Annotated in this window: 17 protein-coding genes; 12 read left to right on the forward strand and 5 right to left on the reverse strand. The window is 56.5% G+C overall.

Annotation, left to right across the window (positions count from 1 at the left end; genetic code table 11):
- The first annotated feature begins 6 nt into the window (after positions 1-6).
- Genes recO through acpS form a run of 3 tightly spaced genes read left to right on the forward strand, consistent with a single transcriptional unit; the run spans position 7 to position 2,004 of the window.
- On the forward strand, positions 7-702 hold the full coding sequence (gene recO, locus SR894_RS07880) for a DNA repair protein RecO (RefSeq protein WP_133730533.1): 696 nt from the start codon (positions 7-9) through the stop codon (positions 700-702).
- Positions 703-755: 53 nt separating this feature from the next.
- Positions 756-1,580 carry a pyridoxine 5'-phosphate synthase gene (pdxJ, locus tag SR894_RS07885; RefSeq protein WP_133730534.1) on the forward strand — a complete coding sequence of 275 codons (825 nt, stop codon included), beginning with the start codon at positions 756-758 and terminating at the stop codon, positions 1,578-1,580.
- 34 nt (positions 1,581-1,614) lie between these two features.
- The gene (gene acpS, locus SR894_RS07890; RefSeq protein WP_133730535.1) at positions 1,615-2,004 is read left to right on the forward strand and encodes a holo-ACP synthase; all 390 of its coding nucleotides are present in this window, start codon (positions 1,615-1,617) and stop codon (positions 2,002-2,004) included.
- 22 nt (positions 2,005-2,026) lie between these two features.
- Here the strand turns inward: acpS and SR894_RS07895 are convergent, their stop codons facing one another.
- On the reverse strand, positions 2,027-4,792 hold the full coding sequence (locus SR894_RS07895; protein ID WP_133730536.1) for an ATP-binding protein: 2,766 nt from the start codon (positions 4,790-4,792) through the stop codon (positions 2,027-2,029).
- A 90-nt stretch (positions 4,793-4,882) separates the two neighbouring features.
- Between SR894_RS07895 and cysM the strand changes: the two genes are divergently transcribed.
- From cysM to SR894_RS07935, 8 genes are all read left to right on the forward strand, one after another.
- Positions 4,883-5,803 carry a cysteine synthase CysM gene (gene cysM / locus SR894_RS07900; RefSeq protein WP_133730537.1) on the forward strand — a complete coding sequence of 307 codons (921 nt, stop codon included), beginning with the start codon at positions 4,883-4,885 and terminating at the stop codon, positions 5,801-5,803.
- Positions 5,804-5,805: 2 nt separating this feature from the next.
- The gene (locus SR894_RS07905) at positions 5,806-7,203 is read left to right on the forward strand and encodes a TRAM domain-containing protein (RefSeq protein WP_133730538.1); all 1,398 of its coding nucleotides are present in this window, start codon (positions 5,806-5,808) and stop codon (positions 7,201-7,203) included.
- 72 nt (positions 7,204-7,275) lie between these two features.
- Positions 7,276-9,552, forward strand: coding sequence for a GTP diphosphokinase (gene relA, locus SR894_RS07910; protein ID WP_133730539.1), 2,277 nt, complete (start codon positions 7,276-7,278; stop codon positions 9,550-9,552).
- Complete coding sequence (mazG, locus tag SR894_RS07915) at positions 9,552-10,406, forward strand: nucleoside triphosphate pyrophosphohydrolase (RefSeq protein ID WP_133730540.1); 855 nt, start codon at positions 9,552-9,554, stop codon at positions 10,404-10,406. Before relA ends, mazG begins: the two co-directional genes overlap by 1 nt.
- Before the next feature lie 38 nt (positions 10,407-10,444).
- Complete coding sequence (gene ppc / locus SR894_RS07920; RefSeq protein ID WP_133730541.1) at positions 10,445-13,093, forward strand: phosphoenolpyruvate carboxylase; 2,649 nt, start codon at positions 10,445-10,447, stop codon at positions 13,091-13,093.
- Between the two features lie 80 nt (positions 13,094-13,173).
- Positions 13,174-13,719 carry a DUF924 family protein gene (locus SR894_RS07925; protein WP_133730542.1) on the forward strand — a complete coding sequence of 182 codons (546 nt, stop codon included), beginning with the start codon at positions 13,174-13,176 and terminating at the stop codon, positions 13,717-13,719.
- Positions 13,720-13,755: 36 nt separating this feature from the next.
- Entirely contained in the window at positions 13,756-14,844 is a 1,089-nt protein-coding gene (rluF, locus tag SR894_RS07930; protein ID WP_223288867.1) for a 23S rRNA pseudouridine(2604) synthase RluF, read from the forward strand.
- Between the two features lie 26 nt (positions 14,845-14,870).
- Complete coding sequence (locus tag SR894_RS07935) at positions 14,871-15,146, forward strand: DUF1294 domain-containing protein (protein ID WP_133730544.1); 276 nt, start codon at positions 14,871-14,873, stop codon at positions 15,144-15,146.
- 18 nt (positions 15,147-15,164) lie between these two features.
- Here the strand turns inward: SR894_RS07935 and SR894_RS07940 are convergent, their stop codons facing one another.
- From SR894_RS07940 to SR894_RS07950, 3 genes are read right to left on the reverse strand one after another with little or no spacing between them, the layout of a single operon-like run.
- On the reverse strand, positions 15,165-15,845 hold the full coding sequence (locus SR894_RS07940) for an anthranilate synthase component II (protein ID WP_133730545.1): 681 nt from the start codon (positions 15,843-15,845) through the stop codon (positions 15,165-15,167).
- Entirely contained in the window at positions 15,842-17,263 is a 1,422-nt protein-coding gene (locus SR894_RS07945; protein WP_133730546.1) for an anthranilate synthase component I family protein, read from the reverse strand. The genes SR894_RS07940 and SR894_RS07945 overlap by 4 nt, the downstream gene beginning before the upstream one ends.
- Positions 17,260-17,538, reverse strand: a complete 279-nt coding sequence (locus tag SR894_RS07950) for a Trp family transcriptional regulator (protein ID WP_027959142.1) — start codon at positions 17,536-17,538, stop codon at positions 17,260-17,262. Before SR894_RS07950 ends, SR894_RS07945 begins: the two co-directional genes overlap by 4 nt.
- A 97-nt stretch (positions 17,539-17,635) precedes the next feature.
- Between SR894_RS07950 and SR894_RS07955 the strand changes: the two genes are divergently transcribed.
- The gene (locus tag SR894_RS07955) at positions 17,636-19,528 is read left to right on the forward strand and encodes a monovalent cation:proton antiporter-2 (CPA2) family protein (protein WP_133730547.1); all 1,893 of its coding nucleotides are present in this window, start codon (positions 17,636-17,638) and stop codon (positions 19,526-19,528) included.
- Here SR894_RS07955 and SR894_RS07960 read toward each other — a convergent pair.
- The gene (locus tag SR894_RS07960) at positions 19,525-20,088 is read right to left on the reverse strand and encodes a porin family protein (RefSeq protein ID WP_133730548.1); all 564 of its coding nucleotides are present in this window, start codon (positions 20,086-20,088) and stop codon (positions 19,525-19,527) included. The two genes, SR894_RS07955 and SR894_RS07960, sit on opposite strands and share 4 nt — an antisense overlap.
- Between the last annotated feature and the right edge of the window lie 20 nt (positions 20,089-20,108).

Below are 20,108 nucleotides of genomic sequence, written 5' to 3' on the forward strand. Positions count from 1 at the left end.
GTAGCGATGTCACCAGAGCCGGCTTTTTTGCTCCACCGTCGGCCTTATCGTGAAACGAGTGCGCTGGTGGATCTATTAACGCTTGATCACGGCAGAGTGCGTGCCGTGGCCCACGGTGGGCAAAGGCCCGGCTCAAAATCACGCCAACGCCTGCAGCCGTTTACGCCGCTCTTCGTGACCTGGCAGGGCAGCCGTGATTTAAAGCGGCTCACCCTGATGGAATCCCGCGGCCAGACCGCGCTGTTGGCCGGTGAAGGGCTGTTATGTGGGCTTTACGCCAATGAGATCGCCACCCGGCTGCTGCCGTTAGAGCTGCCAGCGCCTGACGTATTTGCTTTCTATACCGCGCTACTCGAAGCTCTGCCAGCGCCTGCGGAACGCGCGTTATCGCTGCGCCGCTATGAGTGGGCGCTGCTAGAGGCGCTTGAGGCCACACCGCAGTTTACGACGCCAGAGGGTAGCGGTTTGGATCCCCAACTGCGCTACCGTTTTGACACTGCCAGCCGGGCATTTGTACCTGCTGAGCGGGGGCTCGACGGCAGAACGCTACGCTACATTGAGCAAGGTGATTGGCAGCATGAAGGTCTTGCCAATGCGTTGAAGGCGGTAATGCGAGCGGCGCTGGCGCCCCATCTTGGCACCACCGTTTTGCGTTCGCGAGAGCTGATGCTCGATTTAGCGCGGCGTCGTCAACGCCCCTAATTCCTATAATCCCTATTCAAAAACTCTTATCTTATTGCTGCGCTGGAGGCACTATGCACCCCCCTCGGATACTGTTAGGCGTCAATATCGACCACATTGCGACACTTCGCCAAGCCCGAGGTACTCGCTACCCTGACCCCGTGCAGGCGGCACTAGTCGCGGAAGAGGGGGGAGCCGATGGCATTACGGTGCATTTGCGTGAAGACCGGCGGCATATCCAGCCCCGCGATGTGCGCATTCTGGCCGAAGTGCTTAATACGCGTATGAACCTGGAAATGGCTGTCACTGAAGAGATGCTGTCGCTCGCCGAAGAGGTGCGCCCTGCCCATGTCTGTTTAGTGCCGGAAAAACGCGAAGAGCTGACCACCGAAGGCGGTCTGGACATTGTCGGTGGTTTTGAAGCTATTGCCGACGCTTGCCAACGGCTAACGGCGGCGGGTTGCGATGTTTCCCTGTTTATCGACCCCGACGTGGAGCAGATTGAAGCTGCTCAGCGCGCCGGGGCACCGACGATTGAGCTGCATACGGGCGCTTACGCAGAGGCGCGGCCAGGTAGCGACGCCGCGAATGCGGAGTATCATCGTTTGACCACAGCAGCGACTCATGCCATCTCGCTGGGGTTAGTGGTCAATGCCGGTCATGGCTTGCACTACCATAACGTTGAAGCAATTGCGGCGCTGCCGGGGGTTAACGAGCTCAATATCGGCCATGCCATTATTGCCCGTTCGCTGTTTGTTGGTCTGAAAGAGGCCGTGCAGGAGATGAAGCGCTTAATCATCGCAGGCCAAGAAGCCGGTTTAATGGCGGCACTAGATGCCCACGATCATGATCATGAAGACCACTCTGAGCATGTTCATAATGGCTGCTGCGGGCACTGATCAGAAGTTGTCTATTCAGAGGTTTTTTTAGACGATGATTGTGGGAATTGGCTCGGATATTGCCCGTGTTGAGCGTTTTGTTCGAGCCATGCAGCGGCACGGCCCGCGCTTTGCCCAGCGTATCTTAGGCCCCGACGAACACGCGCTTTGGCTGCAAAAATCCCAGCCTACAGCGTTTCTGGCTAAGCGTTTTGCTGCCAAAGAGGCGTTTGTCAAAGCGTTGGGGCTGGGGCTGCGCGAAGGTATGCAGTGGCGCGATATTCAGGTGCTAAACGATGCCTTGGGCAAGCCCTATTTCCTGCTTAACGGCGAAGCCGAACGGCTCTTGCGAGCTGCAGGCGTCACCAACAGCCACGTGACTCTGAGCGATGAAGCCGAGTACGCGGTGGCGTTTGTTGTATTAGAGCGTGAACCCCCAGGCTAACGTTTCGTTTTGCTTGATATGTTTAATGCCTAAGCAGTAGCGGGCGGTGTGCACGTAGCCGTGCCATTGCCCGGTAGAGGTCGTCCAGTAGCCCTTCAACATGGTCTAAGCCGCTGGTGCGTAGGCGCGTTTCCAGGGTTTCTACCAGCAAGGCCAACTCAGGCGCACCGCAGTAGCGGCTGGCGCCATTGAGACCATGTACCCAATCAAGCAGCGTGGGTAAATTTTGCTGGGCAAAAGCCGCACGCATATGCTGCTCACTCTCATCCAAACTATCGATCAGGCGTTTTAACTGCTCCCGCGCCAGGTACTCTTTACCCCCCGCTAGACGTGCGCCAATCTCAAGATCAACGACGGGAAGTGTGGCGGGGGCGGCGTGGCTGAAGGGTTGCTTATTGGTGTTGCTATCGCGCTGTAAATAGGACGTTGTGGCGCTGTTGGCGGTCAGCCGATGGGTAACCCCCAAAAAACGATTCAGCAGCTGATCTAGCTGAGCCTCATCAATCGGTTTTATCAGCACGTCATCTAAGCCCTCCGCAAGCCACTGCTGGCGCTCGCTGGTGAGCACGTGGGCGGTAACAGCAATAATGGGGCAGCGGGCCCAGGTGCTACTGACTCGGCGCAGCGCCTGGGTGGTCTGCACGCCATCCATCCCCGGCATACGAATGTCCATTAGCACCATGTCAACGTTACTAGTGCGTGCGAATTCGAGCGCCTGGTGGCCGCTTTCTAGCGTAATGACATGCAGTGTTGGATCTTCAAGCATGCTTTTGAGAAGTTCTCGGTTCGGCGCATTATCGTCGACGATCAATAGTTTTAACGGCTGGGGAGCCGCTGTTAGCGCTAGTGGTTCCTGGTCGCTTTTATTCGGCATCAGTGCAGGTAGTAGCAGTTGCTTAAGCGACGCCACCAGCTGAGCGCGGGAAAAAGGTTTGTAGAGGATCTCACCGCCATGGGTTAAGTGCAGCGCCGGCAGGTCAAAACTGTTGCCATTGGCTAAAATCAATGTAGGGCAGGTTGCTTGATCAATCACCTCTTGCCAGTGTGAATGCCACTCGGAGCTAAAGTCGCTGTGTTCCAAGCCTAAGATCATCAGTCCAGCTGGCTCAGGGGCATCAAAAGCGATGGGTTGTGCTTCCCAGCGCTGCAGTAAATGCTCGAGCACATGACGGGTGGGCGCGTGAGTCTCATATAAGCGAATAGTCGGATTGGCCAGACTAATTTCTGGCGGTCGTTCGATAGCCTTATGAGCAAGCATGGGCAGCGTAAAAGAGAAGGTGGTGCCTTTACCCAGCTCGCTTTCCACGTCAATCTCCCCACCCATGCGCTCAATCAGTTGTCGGCAAATGGTAAGCCCAAGGCCGCTGCCACCAAATTGCCGCGAATGGCTGGGTTCTGCTTGAGAAAAAGCGCTGAATAGCGCTTCCTTGTGGGCGTCGCTTAGGCCAATACCCGTGTCGCTGACGCTGAGATTGAGCACCACGTGCTGGCCTTCAAGGTTATCCAGCATGACGCGCACGATCACTTCGCCTTCATGGGTGAATTTGAGCGCATTGCCAATTAAGTTATTCAAGACCTGATGAATACGCAGCGGGTCGCCGGTCAGCGGTGTCGGTACGTCGTCATACACCATGGCCACCAAATGCAGATGCTTGCGTTGTGCTTCTGGGGCATGCAGCCCTACCACTTCGTCAACCAGTGCGACAATGTCGATATCCGCTTCTTCTAGGGTGAGGCGATTAGCTTCAAGCTTGGAAAAGTCGAGTACGTCATTAACCAGCATAAGCAGATTGTCGCAAGCGCGATGCACATGCTGCAGCCACTCCTGCTGGCGTGTATCCAGTGACGAGCGACTCAGTAATCGACAGAAGCCGATAATCCCGTTGAGCGGTGTGCGTATCTCATGGCTCATGTTGGCCAGAAATTCAGACTTTACGGCGTTAGCTCTCAGCGCGCTGCGGTGTGCCAAATCGAGCTTGATATTCTGCTCTTCAATGGTTTCCATGGACTCTTGGAGCTCGCTGGTGGCCTGCTCGATTTGTGTTTGCATATCCCGCTGAGCCTGCTGGAAGTGCTCGGCCAGGGCGTTAATATGGCGACTCAGGTGGTGAAGTTCTGTCGCATTAGAGGTCGCCAAACGCAGTCGGTAGTCACCGCGGGATAGGCGATAAAGCGCTTGGTTGGCTTCTTCAATAGGGCGAGTGGTATAGCGGCTGATGGCGAAAGCGATTAAAAACAGCAGCAGGCCAAGTAACATGCCGCCTAAGCTGAGGCTGGCAATCAACTTATAGCGTCCTAGGGTTAGCGCCTGGGTGCCCATCTCGATGTCTAACCAGCCAACACTACTATTGCTTGGTCGAACCTGGTCTGGAATGGCTTGGCTTGTGCTGGTCTGGTTTGCATTGAGCTGAGAAGCATTGAGTGGCAAACGCAGCCGCCAAGTATCTTCCTCCATGATGAGTTGCTGATCAGCGGGGGCATCGAGCAGAGGAGCGTTGGATTGACCCAGTTGTAAGAGACGAGTGCCTTGTTGATTAAATAGCACAACCGAGCGCAGTCCACGCATATTGAGGAGTTGGCGCGCCAAGACCTCCATTCGGCCAGCATCATCCGTTGCAACCGCCTCAGCAAGGCTTGGGGCCAACAACTCGGCGGCACTTTCCAAGTGCGCTTGCTGTGCCGTACGCGCTTGCGTGTCACTCTGTATGACCAGTAGTACGGCCATCATGGCGTATACCAGTAGAGGAAAACCGAGTAAGGCAAATAGAAGACGGGTGTTCAAAGACATGAAAAGAGCTCGTTGATTCAATGAGGTTGCCTGTCCAGCCTGAGGCAGCACCGATATAATGCAGCATAACGGTGACGATGAGGAACATTCATGAACGATCTTAAGGGCAATCTCAAGGGCTACCCCACGCTAGAAGATGTGGTTGGCAACACGCCCCTGGTACGCCTGAAGCGTATTAGCGCTGGGCGAAACAACACTCTATTGGCTAAGCTCGAAGGCAATAACCCCGCTGGCTCGGTCAAAGACCGCCCGGCGCTCTCCATGATCCATGAAGCTGAAGCCAGGGGTGATATTACCCCCGGCGATACGCTGATTGAGGCAACCTCAGGCAATACCGGTATCGCGCTCGCCATGGCAGCGGCGATTAAAGGCTACCAGATGGTGCTGGTAATGCCTGAAAACGCTTCGGATGAGCGTAAGCAGGCGATGGCCGCCTATGGCGCTAAATTAATTTCTGCCAGCAAAGCGGGTGGCATGGAGGAGGCCCGGGATATCGCGGATGGCATGATCGCTCGGGGCGAAGGCAAGCCACTTAACCAGTTTGCCAACCCTGACAATCCGTTAGCGCACTATCGCACTACCGGCCCTGAGGTGTGGCAACAAACCGGCGGCGAGGTGACACACTTCGTCAGTTCCATGGGGACGACGGGAACCATCATGGGCGTGTCGCGCTATTTGAAAGAGCAAAACCCAGCCATTCAAATTGTCGGTTTACAGCCCGCTGATGGCGCCAGTATTCCCGGCATACGGCGTTGGCCACAAGCGTACTTACCCGCTATTTTTGAAGCGCCGCGGGTGGATGTCACTCTGGATATAGGCCAGCAGGAAGCCGAAGAGCACATGCGCCGTCTGGCTCGTGAAGAGGGCATTTTGGCCGGGGTTTCATCGGGTGGCAGCCTTGCTGGCGCGCTACGCATTGCGGAGCAAACCGAAAATGCGGTGATTGTGTTTATCGTCTGTGACCGTGGTGATCGCTATCTCTCTACTGGCCTATTTGCCCCAGGAGTATAACCATGGCCATGTTGGGAAAACGGCGGCCGCCCAGGCCCGCATCAGGTCATTCTGGGCTGGCGCGCTCGCCGGGCGGCAAGGCTCCGCATACCGCTGTAGAGGACGCATCGCCGCTGGTCATTGAACGTTTGGCTCATGATGGGCGTGGCGTGGCCCATTCGGCCAACGGTAAAACGGTCTTTGTCGATCAGGCGCTGCCTGGTGAACAGGTCGAAGTGGCCATTCATCTCACCCGTAAACGCTTTGACGAAGCGCATATCAAGTCACTGCTAACCACATCTGAGCAGCGCGTAACGCCGCCTTGCCCGCATTTTGGTCACTGCGGTGGGTGTGATCTGCAGCATTTAAACGTCGATGCTCAGCGCGATCATAAGCGCGAGGTAGTGCGCGACCTGTTTGCGCGCCAGGGCATCACGTTAAGCGAGATCGGCTCAATTCAGGGTGACGACCAAGGCTACCGTCGTCGTGCGCGGCTGGGGGTCAAAGTCGATAGCCAAGGCAATACCCGCCTGGGTTTTCGTGCCGCCCATAGTCATCGCCTGGTGGATATTGAACGCTGCCTGGTATTGGTTGATGCCTTACAGCGTCTGGTAACTCCTTTGCGTGAGCTGCTGAATACGTTAGAGGCGCCGCGCCAGGTAGGGCACATCGAATTATTGGCAACAGCAACCGCGCAGGTCGTGCTGGTTCGTCAGTTAAAAGAGCACGCTGGGGACGCCGATCGCTGGCAAGCCTTTTCACAGCAGCAGGGAGTGGCGCTAGGCACCTGGTTGGGGCGCGAAACACCCACACTGCACTGGCATGGCGCAGTGCCAGCGTTTGAAGAGTCGCTAGCGGTGGATGGTCAGCCACCGCTTAGCTTAAGTTTTGCACCGGGAGATTTTTTACAGGTCAACGCCCAGGTTAATCAGCAAATGGTCGCCCAGGTCATTCAGTGGCTAGCGCCTAAGCCAGGGCAAAAACTACTTGATCTGTTTGCCGGTATCGGTAATTTCAGCCTACCCATAGCGGCAGCGGGTGCTGAGGTTCATGCGGTGGAAGGCAACCCCGCCATGGTGGCACGCATTGCGATTAACGCTAAGCGCAATCAGTTGATGGTCAGCGGTCAGCAGGCCGATTTAAGCCACGCTGCCGGCGTTAATGAGCTATTAACTGTACATGGTGATAGCGATGCGCTGGTGCTCGATCCGCCGCGTAGCGGTGCCGAAGTCATTTGTCAGGCGTTGGCACACCACCCAGTGCCCAGGGTGGTCTATATTTCCTGTGATCCGGCGACGCTTGCCCGGGATGCGGCACACCTTGTGCATGCGGGGTACCAGGTCAAGCAAGTAGCAGTGGCGGATATGTTCCTTCACACTGCACATATGGAAACGCTGATGCTGTTTGAGTACAGGGACTAGATATTTCCCATCGCATCAAGCCACGGTGACGGCCGTGTAGAGACCGTCTCCCTGAAAGGATGAGTAATTGTCATGGTGAAAGTGCGTGAAGACCAGCCGCTAACCGCGAGCGGAACGGTGGACATACAACAATGGTTAACGCGCCTGCAGGAGGATGTGCGCCTACGTGAGCCAGAGCGTTTAGTTGACGCCTGTGAACTCGCCGAGAAGCTGGAGCTTGAGGCCCCGCGCACCCATCGCGTATGGCTATCGCCAGGCTCGAGTTTCCGCATGGGTCTGGAAATGGCCGATATACTTGGCGAGTTAAAGCTAGATCAAGCCACGCTTGAGGCCGCAGTTCTCTACCGCGCGGTGCGGGAAGGGTTGCTGAGCCTTGAGTCCGTGACAAAGCGCTTTGGCGAAGAAGTGGCCAGCCTGATTGATGGGGTGCTGCAAATGGCCGCGATCAGCTACCCGCTGGCGCCTGACCATGGCATGGGCCAACACAATCAGCAGGAAAACCTGCGCAAAATGCTGGTCAATATGGTCAGTGATGTACGCGTGGCGTTGATCAAAATTGCCGAACGTACCTGTGCGCTGCGCCAAGTAAAAGATGCGCCATTGGAGAAATGCTTACAGGTTGCCCGGGAAGTCGCCGATATTTACGCGCCGTTGGCCCATCGCCTCGGCGTTGGGCAACTTAAATGGGAGCTGGAAGACCTCTCTTTTCGTTACCTGCATGAAGATGACTACAAGGCGATTGCCAAGCTGCTGGCGGAGAAGCGTCTTGACCGTGACCGCTATATCCACGATGTGGTCGAAACCATCAAAGGCTTGATGGAAGCCCAGCATATTCACCGCTACGACGTGGATGGGCGGGCCAAGCACATTTACTCGATCTGGCGCAAAATGAAGCGTAAGCGGATCGATTTTTCGCAAGTTCATGACGTGCGTGCGGTGCGTATCCTGGTGCCGGAAGTGGCGGACTGTTACACCGTGCTGGGGATTATTCACTCGCGTTGGCACCACGTGCCGAATGAGTTTGACGACTATATCGCCAACCCCAAAAAGAACGGCTATCAGTCGCTGCATACCGCCGTGATGGGGCCGGAAAACAAGGTGCTCGAAATCCAGATTCGCACCTTCGCTATGCACGACGAAGCGGAGCTGGGAGTGTGTGCCCACTGGCGTTATAAAGGCCACGATACCAACGCCAAAAGCCGTAGCTACGAAGAGAAAATTGCCTGGCTGCGTCAGGTACTGGAGTGGCAGGACGAAGTGGGTGGCTTTGGCGATCTGCGCGAAGGGCTCTCCAGCGATGTAGCGCCTGATCGTATCTACGTATTTACCCCCGACGGTCACGTGATTGATCTGCCGCGGATCGCCACACCAATCGATTTCGCCTACCGGGTGCATACCGAAATTGGTCACCGCTGCCGAGGCGCCAAGATTAATGGGCGCATTGTGCCGCTCACCTACAAGTTAAAGACCGGCCAGCAGATAGAAATTCTTACCGCCACCAAGGGTGGGCCAAGCCGCGATTGGTTAAACCCCAGCCTGGGCTATGTGCGTACTTCCCGGGCGCGGGCTAAAATCCAAGCGTGGTTCAAACATCAGGCCCGGGATCAAAACCTGGACGAGGGGCGCGTGCTGTTTGACCGTGAAATGCGCCGCCTGGATGTCGAGGGGCTCGACCTGCCCAAGCTGGCCAAAGCCGTCAACTACCAAAACGCCGAGGATATGTACGCGGCCATTGGCGCTGGTGACCTGCGTATCGGTCAGGTGCTGCACCAGGCCCAGCAGCTGTTTGGTGAAACCGACGACCAAGAGCAGCTCGATCGCCTGCTCGCTAAGCCTAAACGCCAATCCAGCAAAGCCACCAAGAGCGATATCACGGTGCTCGGCGTCGGCAACCTGAAAACCAGTATGGCCAACTGCTGTCGACCGGTGCCCGGCGAGCCGATTATCGGCTTTATTACTCAAGGGCGTGGCGTCACCGTTCACCGCCAGGACTGCAGTAATATTCTGCAATTGCGCCTGGACGAACCCCAGCGCATTATCGAAGTGGAGTGGGGCGAGCGCGCCCAAACCCGCTATCCGGTGACCATTGAGATTCAGGCCTGGGATCGCTCCGGGCTGTTGCGCGATGTTACGGGCCTGCTGGGTAATGAAAAAGTCAACGTGCTTGCAGTGAACACGCTCACCGACACCGATGAAGGCATTGCCCGGCTGCGTATTACTCTGGAAGTCGACGGGCTTGAATCCCTGGGACGGTTGTTCTCGCGTATCCAGCAGTTGCCCAACGTTACCGAAGTGCGCCGTTTGCGCAACGCCGACCCGGATCAACAAGTTCGCAAGGGAGGAGCATAATGCGCCATGGTATCGATGATCTGCTGACTCTGATGCAGGTGCTGCGCGACCGGGAGCAGGGCTGCCCCTGGGATCTCCAGCAGGATTGGGACAGCATTGTGCCCCATACCCTGGAAGAAGCCTACGAGGTCGCCGATGCCATTGAGCGGCGCGCTTTTGACGAACTGCCCGGCGAGCTGGGCGATCTGCTCTTTCAAGTGGTCTACTACGCCCAGTTCGGCGTGGAAGAGCAGCGCTTCGACTTTGCCGATATCGTCGATACGCTGACCGCTAAAATGCTGCGCCGCCATCCCCACGTATTTCCGGAGGGCACCCTGGCTTCCCGCCGCCCGCCAGGCGTGAGTGCTGAAGAGGTGCAAACTCAGCAGGTCAACAGCCGCTGGGAGTCATTGAAGGCCGAAGAACGTGAGAAAAGGAAGCGTGCCGAGAGAGCCGTAGAGCAGCCCTCTGTGCTAGACGATGTGCCGCGCACGTTGCCGGCCCTTAGCCGCGCTGCCAAGCTGTCCAAGCGCGCAGCTCGGGTAGGCTTCGATTGGCCCGATGCCCGCGGCGTGGTGGCTAAAATTCGTGAAGAGCTGGCGGAAGTAGAAGAGGCGCTCGCCGCCGGTGATCAACAGCACGCCCAGGAAGAAGTCGGCGATCTGCTATTTGCAGTCACCAACCTTGCCCGTACGCTGAATGCCGACCCTGAACAGTGCCTGCGCGCTACCAATGCCAAGTTCGAGCGCCGTTTTCGTTTTGTCGAGCGCGAGCTGAGCGCTGCCCAGCGGCCATTAATAGAGGCTTCCCTAGACGAGATGGAAGCCCACTGGCAGGCAGCCAAAGCAGAAGAAAAACAATCTACCCATTCCTGATCTAATAATGATGCGACCCCTGCAAGGAGGCCATGCCAATGAGTCACGACCTACACGAATCTTTGCGCGATAACGTACGTATTCTGGGCGACAGCCTGGGGCGAACCATTGCCGACGATTTGGGCCAAGCATTTGTCGATAAAATTGAAACCATTCGCGCCCATGCCAAGCGCGGGCGGCAAGGCGATTCACTGCAGCAGCGCGAATTGATCGAGTACCTGCGTGAGCTGCCCGAGCAGGATCTGCTGCCGGTCACTCGGGCGTTTAACCAGTTCTTAAACCTCGCAAACATTGCCGAACAGCACTATCGGGCGCGCTTTCGCCGGGTCGAGGACTACAAGCCCGGCTCCCAGCCGGTACTGGGGGAGCTGCTGCAGCGTGCCGAGCAGGCGGGCAACTCACCGCGCAAACTGGTCGAGACCCTCGCCAACATGCGCGTTGAGCTGGTACTCACCGCGCATCCCACCGAAGTTATTCGCCGCACCTTGATTCAAAAATATGACGCTATCGATGAGTGCTTAACCGCCATTGAGAGCTCCGAAGATTACCCGGAGCGTGGCACCCGTGCCCAGGGCCGCCTGGAGGAGCTGATTAGCCAGGCGTGGCACACCGACGAGATTCGCCACGAGCGGCCCACCCCGGTGGATGAAGCCAAGTGGGGCTTTGCGGTAATTGAAAACTCCCTGTGGCAGGCAGTGCCAGATTTCCATAGAGATTTGGATAACCTGCTGCTGGATACCGCCGGTGAACGCCTGCCCCTGGACGCCGCGCCGATACGTTACGCCTCTTGGATGGGCGGCGACCGGGACGGTAACCCCAACGTGACCGCCCGAGTGACCCGTGAAGTGTTGCTGCTTGGCCGCTGGATGGCCGCCGACCTCTATTTGCGCGATCTTGAACAGCTCAAAACCGAACTCTCCATGTGGAAGGCCAATAGCGCGCTCAAAGCCGAGGCGGGTGATGTAGCCGAGCCGTACCGCGAAGTGTTGAAACGCCTGCTGGCGAAGATGGAATCAACGCGAGATTGGGCCAAGGCCGAGCTGGAGGGCAATAACTATGATGGCGGGCCGATTATTGAAACCCGCGATCAGCTCTACTCACCGCTGCTCGCCTGCTACCGCTCGCTGTGTGATGTGGGCCTCGATACCATCGCCAACGGCGCGCTGCTGGATACGCTCCGCCGCGTAGCGGTGTTTGGCGTGACGCTGACCAAGCTCGACCTACGTCAGGAAGCCAGTCGCCATGCCCAGGTCATAGAAGAGCTGACAAGCGCCCTGGGCCTGGGCCACTACCAGGAGTGGGACGAAACCAAACGGCAGGAATTTCTGCTTGAGGAGCTGGCCTCCCGACGCCCGCTGATTCCGCGCCGCTGGGAGTGCTCTGCCGAGTCCCGCGAAGTGCTGGATACGTTTAAAGTTATCGCCCAAGAGCATTCCGAAGCGCTGGGGACGTACATTATTTCCATGGCCGCTGAGCCTTCTGACGTGCTCACCGTGGCACTGCTGATGAAAGAGGTCGGGGGGCAGGTAACGCTACCTATCGCACCGCTGTTTGAAACCCTTAACGACCTGGATCACGCAGGCGATGTGGTGGATCAGCTGCTGGCGATACCGGGCTACCGCTCGCTGATCGATGACCGTCAGGAGGTCATGATTGGCTACTCTGATTCGGCAAAAGATGCTGGCCAGTTGGCCGCTGCCTGGGCACAGTACCGTGCTCAAGAGTCGCTGGTGAATGTGTGTAACCGGCACGGCGTCGATTTAACCCTGTTCCACGGTCGCGGCGGCACCGTTGGCCGTGGTGGCGGCCCAGCCCACGCGGCGATACTTTCTCAGCCTCCAGGCTCGGTAAACGGCAGCCTGCGGGTGACCGAGCAGGGCGAGATGATTCGCTTCAAGTTTGGCCAACCCGATATTGCCCTGCGCTCCATGGAGATCTATGCCTGTGCAGTGCTGGAAGCCACGCTGTTGCCACCGCGTGCGCCGGAACCGCATTGGCGTGAAGAGATGGATCAGCTTGCCAAGGTAGCGCATGGTGCCTATGTGGGCGTGGTGCGTGAAGATCCGGACTTCGTGCCTTATTTCCGCGCGGTCACACCAGAAGGCGCATTGGGCAGGCTGCCGTTGGGCTCACGCCCCACCAAGCGGCGCCAGGATGGCGGGGTGGAAACCCTGCGCGCCATTCCATGGATTTTCGCCTGGACACAGATTCGCCTGATGCTACCCGCATGGCTAGGTAGCGGCGAAGCCTTCTCGCGGCGTTTAGAGCAGCCCGGCGGTCGCGATGTGCTGCAAGAGATGCGCAATGAGTGGCCGTTCTTCGGCACCTACCTGGACATGCTGGAGATGCTGCTGGCCAAAGCTGATGTCGCCATTGCTGCCTACTACGAGCACCGCTTGGTGGACGAGCCATCGCTGAAGGCACTAGGTAAAAAATTGCGTGAACGCTTTGGGCGCTTGGAAGAGTCCGTGCTGGATATCTTGCAGCAGGAGAAGCTTCTGGAGAACACGCCGCTGATTCGCCAGGCGATCGATGTTCGCAATCCCTACATCGATCCGCTGCACGGTTTGCAGGCGGAGCTGCTGCAGCGTAATCGCGATGCCGATGGGGCGATCAGCGCCGATCTTTCCCGGGCGTTGATGGTCACTATGGCGGGCATAGCAGCAGGTCTGCGCAACACCGGCTAGGCTGTTTTAACACGATTTTTTACCGTGATTTTTAACCGTAACGTTCTACTACAACGTTCTACTGCAACAGGGAGGTGTCAATGTCCTCAGATGCTCAAGCGGTAATCGACTTTTGGTTTGAGGCGTTGACGCCTGCTCAGTGGTTTAAAAAAGACGCTGAGTTGGATCGTACAATCTCGCAGCGGTTTGGCGCACTGCATGCCCAAGCCGCGCGGTGTGAATGTTACGCTTGGCGTCAAACGGCTCAAGGGCGGCTTGCGGAGATCATTGTGCTGGATCAGTTCTCGCGCAATATCCACCGCGATGACGCTCGTGCTTTTGCCACTGATCCCTTAGCGCTGGCGCTAGCGCAAGAGGCAGTAGGCGCAGGGTCAGACGCAGAGCTGACCAGTGTACAACGGGCGTTTCTGTATATGCCCTATATGCATAGCGAATCCGTGGCCATTCATGAGCTGGCGATGCAGCTGTTTGACCAGCCGGGGTTAGAGAATAACTACGACTTTGAAGTGCGCCACAAAGCGATTATTGATCGCTTTGGTCGTTACCCGCACCGCAACGTCTTGTTGGGGCGGGCCTCTACCGACGAGGAGTTGGCCTTCTTAAAGGAGCCCGGCTCCTCTTTTTAACTGTTTGCTTATCCTCTTTTAGCCACGTGGCGTTTTATGTCGTTTCGAAAATCTACCCGTATCAATAAATATATTAGCGAGAGTGGGATGTGCTCTCGCCGTGAAGCCGACCGCTTTGTGGAGCAGGGCAACGTGTGGATAAACGGTCGCCGCGCGACCACCGGTGATCAAGTGGTGGCAGGGGACTTGGTTAAAGTAAACGGTCAGGAGATCGAGCCTCAGGAAGAGGAGGATCTGGTGCTGATCGCGCTGAACAAACCGGTGGGCATTGTTAGCACCACCGAATCCAGCGAAAAGGACAATATCGTTGAGTTTGTGAAGCATGGCGTGCGTATTTTCCCCATTGGGCGGCTCGATAAAGACTCCCAGGGGCTGATTTTCTTAACCAATAACGGCGATCTGGTTAATAAGATTCTGCGCGCCAATAACAACCACGAAAAAGAGTACCAGGTGACGGTGAACAAGCCGATCACCGACGAGTTTATCGAGGGCATGCAGAGTGGCGTGCCGATTCTTGGCAAGGTGACCAAGCGCTGCAAGGTACAAAAAGAGTCCACCTTTGTATTCACCATTACCCTGGTGCAGGGGCTCAATCGGCAAATTCGCCGTATGTGCGAATACTTCGGCTACGAGGTTACCCAGCTTATTCGCACGCGTATTATGAATGTATCCCTCAAAGGCTTGGCCCTGGGCGACTGGCGCGATCTCACGCCTAAAGAGATCGATACTATTATCGCCCTGACCGAACGCTCAGAGGCGTCACCCGAGAAGAAAAGTAAAGCTAAGCCGGAAAGACCCAACTACAGCTCAGGCGCAGGAAAGCCTTCCGCGAAAGGGCGCCCGGCCAAAGCGGGCGCGAAGTCGGCTGGTGCCAAGGCCGCCGGGGCTAAACCGCTTCCCAAAGGTAAAAAAGCCGCCAGCGGAAAAGTCAGTGGAAAAACAGGTACCGGCCCGAATGGCAGCGCGCCAGGTAAGCCGCATCCCAAGGGCGGTAAAGCCCCCGGTAAGCCTGGTGTTAAAAGTAAGCCCGGTGTTAAAAGCAAGCCTGGTGCTAAAGGTAAGCCTGTTGGTAAAGGCCGCGGTAAGCCGGCGGTGGGCGGCAAACCTTCTCAGCGACGCAAGTAGCTCCTAAACCTTCAAGAGTCTTCACTGTGATTCCATTCGTCGCCTTTTACGCTGTAGTAAGCGTTATCGCTTATATCACTTACGCTATCGATAAAAAGGCGGCGATTAAAAACCGCCGTCGGGTGAGTGAGAAGTCGCTACATCTGCTTGGGGTAGTGGGTGGCTGGCCGGGTGCGCTACTGGCCCAACAGCAGCTGAGACATAAAACCCAGAAAACCACCTTTCAAGTTACGTTCTGGCTGACGGTTGTCGTAAATCTGGCCTGCGCAGGGTGGCTAATGGTTTCATTGAGTCTCATTTAGCCACCCTATGCTGGGTGCCTACGCTGTGGCGTGATCGTCGGGCGCAAAAAGAAAATTAGCGATTAGCTCTTTACCACCTTCGGTGGCAAACGATTCCGGGTGGAACTGGATCCCGTGAATCGGGTACTCCCTATGCTTAACCCCCATTAGTTCGAATTCACCCAATGCCTGCCAGCGGCTGCGCTGCTCAAAGCTATCGGCTGCAAGTGCGCCTACGGTGGCGGTCACTTCCAGGCACTCGGGCAGGGTGGTCGCATCGGCAATTAGCGAGTGGTAGCGCATTACTTCAAGCTGGTCGGGCACGCCGTTAAACACCGAGGCGTTATTGTGGTTGATCGGGCTGATCTTGCCATGCATCGGCAGCGGCGCTTTCACCACCTTGCCGCCAAATACATGCACAATGCCCTGCATACCCAGGCACACTCCCAGCAGCGGGGTAGTCTTGCCCAGTTTCTCGATCACTTCAGCGCACACACCAAAGTAGCGCGGGTCATCCGGCGAGCCGGGGCCGGGGGAGATGATAATACGATCCGGTGCCATGGCTTCGATGGCGTTGAAATCGATCTGATTATTGCGCTTAACGATAATTTCAAAATTGGCCAGCCCGCCGCGATTCTTCTCTGTGGTTAGAATCTCACCAATAAACTGATAGAGGTTATAGGTGAAGGAGTCGTAATTATCGATAATAAGTACCTTCATGCTGGGCTCTCCATGTCCGTCTCCATAAAGGGGGCTAGGGCTTTGCGCGTACCGGCAAACTTGCGGCGAATCTCTTCATACTCATCGGCGGCGTTACTATCAAACACATTGCCGCCACAGGTTTGCACATAGGCGCGCTCGCCATTCACGAATACCGTACGAATGGGAATCGCAAAGGTGCAGTCGCCGTTAAACGAGAACTGGCCCACTGCGCCGCCGTAGGGGCCGCGGCCGTCGGTTTCAAGATCGTCGATAATCTTCATCGCCTCGATTTTGGGTGCGCCGGTGAGTGTGCCCGCTGGGAAGTTGCTGGCCAGCGCGGTAAACATATCTTCGCCTTCGGCGATAATGCCGACGATCTCGCTAGAGATATGCTGAACATGGCTAAAGCGTTTGATATCCATCAAGCTGCGCACTTTCACCGTACCAAACTGCGCTACCCGGCCAATATCGTTGCGGTGCAGATCCACAATCATGTTGTGCTCGGCGATCTCTTTAGGGTCGTTGAGCAGCGCGCGGGCGAGCTGGGTATCCTCCTGGGGCGTTTGGCCACGCAGCGTGGTGCCCGCCAGAGGGAAGGTTTCCATTTCCCCTTGGCGCAGCCGGAACAGAAGCTCGGGGCTGGCGCCAATCAGCTTCTGTTCACCAAATTTGACGTAGTACATCTGCGGCGAGGGGTTAATGGTGCGTAGCTGGTCATACAGCGCCAAGGTATCGCCTTTGATACTAAAACGCTTTTTAAAGCCGACTTCACACTGGAACACCTTACCGTCGATAATATCCTGCTTCACCTTGGCCACCGCCTCGGCGTGCTCTGCCTGGCTCATGGTGTCGCCCAGCGCGGTGATTTGCAGCGGGCCTGCTGGCTCGTCGTCTGCATTGATCAGCGTCTGCAGAAAGTCATAGCGGCTGTTGTCGTAGTAGAAGTAGGTGACTTCCCCGGTCATCTTGTCGAGAATCAGGCCATCTTTGTAGAGCCCAAAGCGGAAGGTATCGAAATCATCGCTGGCTTTTAAGGTAAGCGATGGCTCGAAGTACTGCATGGCGTCATAGCCAAGATAGCCGCTTAGCCCGCCAGCGTACTTGCGGGAAATAATATTCTGCGGGATCAGGCTGCGCAGCAGTTCGTAGGGGTTGTCGCTAGTGTAGTGGTTGGCATGGCCGTCACGTTCTTCAATGGTCAGCGTGTTGCCGTTGGCATAGAGCGTGTACTCGGGATCGAAGCCGATAATCGAGTGGCGCGCCATGTGGCTATCTTCACCCAGAGACTCAAGCATGTAACAGGTATCAAACCAACGCTCGATTTTCTGAAACAGGGCAAAGAAGTCGCAGTCCGCCGCCAAGGTTACATAGTGAGGTTTGCGCGGCAGCGTAAAAGGCTGCGGGCCTGATGAGGCATGTGTATTGGCAGTGGTCATGATGCATCATTCCGTGAAGAAGGGCTTGAAGAGGGTAAGGTGGTCAGCGCGCGGGAACCCCGTGAAACCGTAGCGATGCCCACACCCAGGGTTTCGGCAATTTTGCGGTGGGGCACGCCTTCACGCAGCAGCTTAAAAATTTGTAGGCGTTTACTGATTTCTTGGTACTCTGCTGGCGTTAGCAGGCTCGCCAGCGCTCGATCCATTGCTTCAGGTGAATCAATGGAGAGTAGGTGGTCGATTAGCTCAGCCTGATAGTGGCCGTTTGAAGGCATAGTTCGCTACCGAGTAATTATTGATGTACTAACGTACTAGTACGCTACCTGATTGCTCTGGGATGTCAAGCAGCGCCTGTCATTTTAAGGAAACCCGATGACCAGTTATTTCATTCAAGCCTTTATCTATCTTGTTGCCGCGGTGATCGCGGTACCTCTTGCCAAGCGTTTTGGCCTGGGGTCGGTACTGGGATACTTGGTCGCCGGGGTAGTGATTGGCCCGATCCTGGGGCTGGTAGGGCAGGAGACCACCACCATTCAGCACTTTGCCGAGTTTGGCGTGGTGATGATGCTGTTTTTGGTCGGCATGGAGCTTGATCCCAAGGGGCTGTGGGCCATGCGGGTTCGGCTGATTGGTCTGGGTGGGCTTCAGGTTGTGCTAACCGCCGCTGCTGGCACCGCTATTGCCTGGTGGCTGGGGCTTGTGTGGCAAACCGCCCTGGCGGTGGGGCTGATTTTTGCGCTCTCCTCCACGGCGATTGTGCTGCAAACACTCAATGAAAAGGGGCTCGCCAAAACGGAGGGTGGTCGCAGCGCTTTCTCTGTGTTGCTGTTTCAGGATATTGCGGTGATCCCCATGCTGGCGCTGATCCCGCTGCTGGCGCTGCCTGAGTTGATGGGGGCGGGCGGTGATGATGGCCACGCCAGCTTAAGCCTGGTAGCGCACTTGCCCGGCTGGGCGCACGCCTTAGTGGTCGTCGCAGCGATCGCAAGCGTTATTGCCGCTGGCTACTATTTGATGCCGCTGTTGTTTCGCTATGTGATTGGCTCTGGCCTGCGTGAAGTATTTACCGCCACCGCGTTGATGCTGGTGATTGGCATTGCCGCTCTGATGAGTGTGGTTAATTTATCTCCCGCCCTGGGCGCTTTTCTGGCGGGGGTGGTGCTCGCCAACAGTGAATTTAAGCACGAGCTGGAAGCCAATATTGAGCCCTTCAAAGGGCTACTCCTGGGGCTGTTCTTTATTACCGTAGGGGCGGGCATCAACTTCTCGGTGTTAGCCGCAGAATGGGGCACGGTGCTATCGCTAGGCGTGGCGGTTATCGTTGTCAAAGGAGTGATTCTGCTGGGCTTGGCGCTGCTATTTCGAGTGCATGGTAGCAACGGCTGGCTGTTTACTTTAAGCCTTGCCCAAGCCGGTGAATTCGGCTTTGTGCTGCTAACCTACAGTGTCCAAAACAACGTAATTCCTACTGACACCTCCCAGATTCTCTCACTGGTGGTGGCGCTATCGATGTTCTTAACGCCGTTGCTATTTATTGCCTATGACCGGCTGGTGCTACCGCGCTACCTTATCGCTAAAAACGATGATCGCGAAGCCGATGCTATTGAGGAGCAGGCACCGGTGATCGTTGCGGGGGTAGGGCGGTTTGGACAAATTATCTGCCGCTTGCTGCGCGCCAATAATATCCCCATCGTGGCGCTGGATCTGGAGATTGAGCAGATCGAGAACCTGCGCAAAATTAACATCAAAAGCTACTTTGGCGATGCCAGTCGCTCCGACTTGCTAGAGACCGCAGGGATCGAGCACGCCCGATTACTGGTTATCGCGTTAGACGACCGTGAGCGTGCCGTGCAGATGGTTAAGCATGTAAAGCATGCCTACCCCCAAGTGTGGGTGCTGGCCCGTGCATTCGACCGTGGGCATGGCTATCAGCTACGTGACGCGGGTGCCGACGACGTTATCAGTGAAACCTATCATTCAGCGCTGGAACTGGGCGGACACGCACTGACTGCCATGGGCGTGCACCCCATGCGAGCTAAGCAGATGACCTGGGCCTTTGTACAGAACGAAGATGCCCATGAGGATGAACTGTTTGAGGCCTGGAAAGAGATCGAAGAGGGCATTAGCTTCAGCCCACGCTACGGTGAGCTGTTTATGAAGCTGGAAGAGTCGTTGAACAGCGCAATGCAGCAGGATTGGCCAGAGCCCCAACAGGAAGATGTGCCTATTTGGACACCGCCAGACCAACATCGCGATGCAGTTTAAAAAGGAAGATGCAGCGAGGCGCTTAGCATATTGAGGTGGCTGAGGGTTGGGGCGTCGATGCGTTCGTACTCTAGGCGGCTGACGAGTCGGTTAATCGTTACCGTGGCGCCGAAACCTTGCAGCAATGCGGTACCGCTTTCATCGGCGCCTTCCAGGTCGCTTTCACCGCGCCATTCTGTGATGCCGGACTTCGCATAGATGCTGAAAGCACCCATGCGAACTCCGGCAACGATGGCGCCACCTAAACTGAGTGTATCCATGATGAGCGGATTAACATCGGAAGAAGTGGAGATTTCGTCGCTTTCCCGGTAGGCAATTTCAGCGCCAATATCGATTTGGGGGAGGCGCCAGGGGCTGTAGCCTGCGGTTACACGAAAACCGCTGGTATAGTTATCAAGGCTTTGGAGATCGCTGCCTTCTAAGATAACGCCGTTATCCAGCTGCATGAGCTCGCTATTGGGGGCGGTATAGGCCATCACCGGCGGAGTGTCGTCGGCATAGCTGCTAAACCAGGGAACAGAGCAGCAGATCAGGGTGCTTGCCAAGCGTTTGATTGGCATTTCTCGTACACCTATCGGTT

The sequence above is a fragment of the Vreelandella neptunia genome, from assembly GCF_034479615.1.
Lineage (GTDB): Bacteria > Pseudomonadota > Gammaproteobacteria > Pseudomonadales > Halomonadaceae > Vreelandella > Vreelandella neptunia.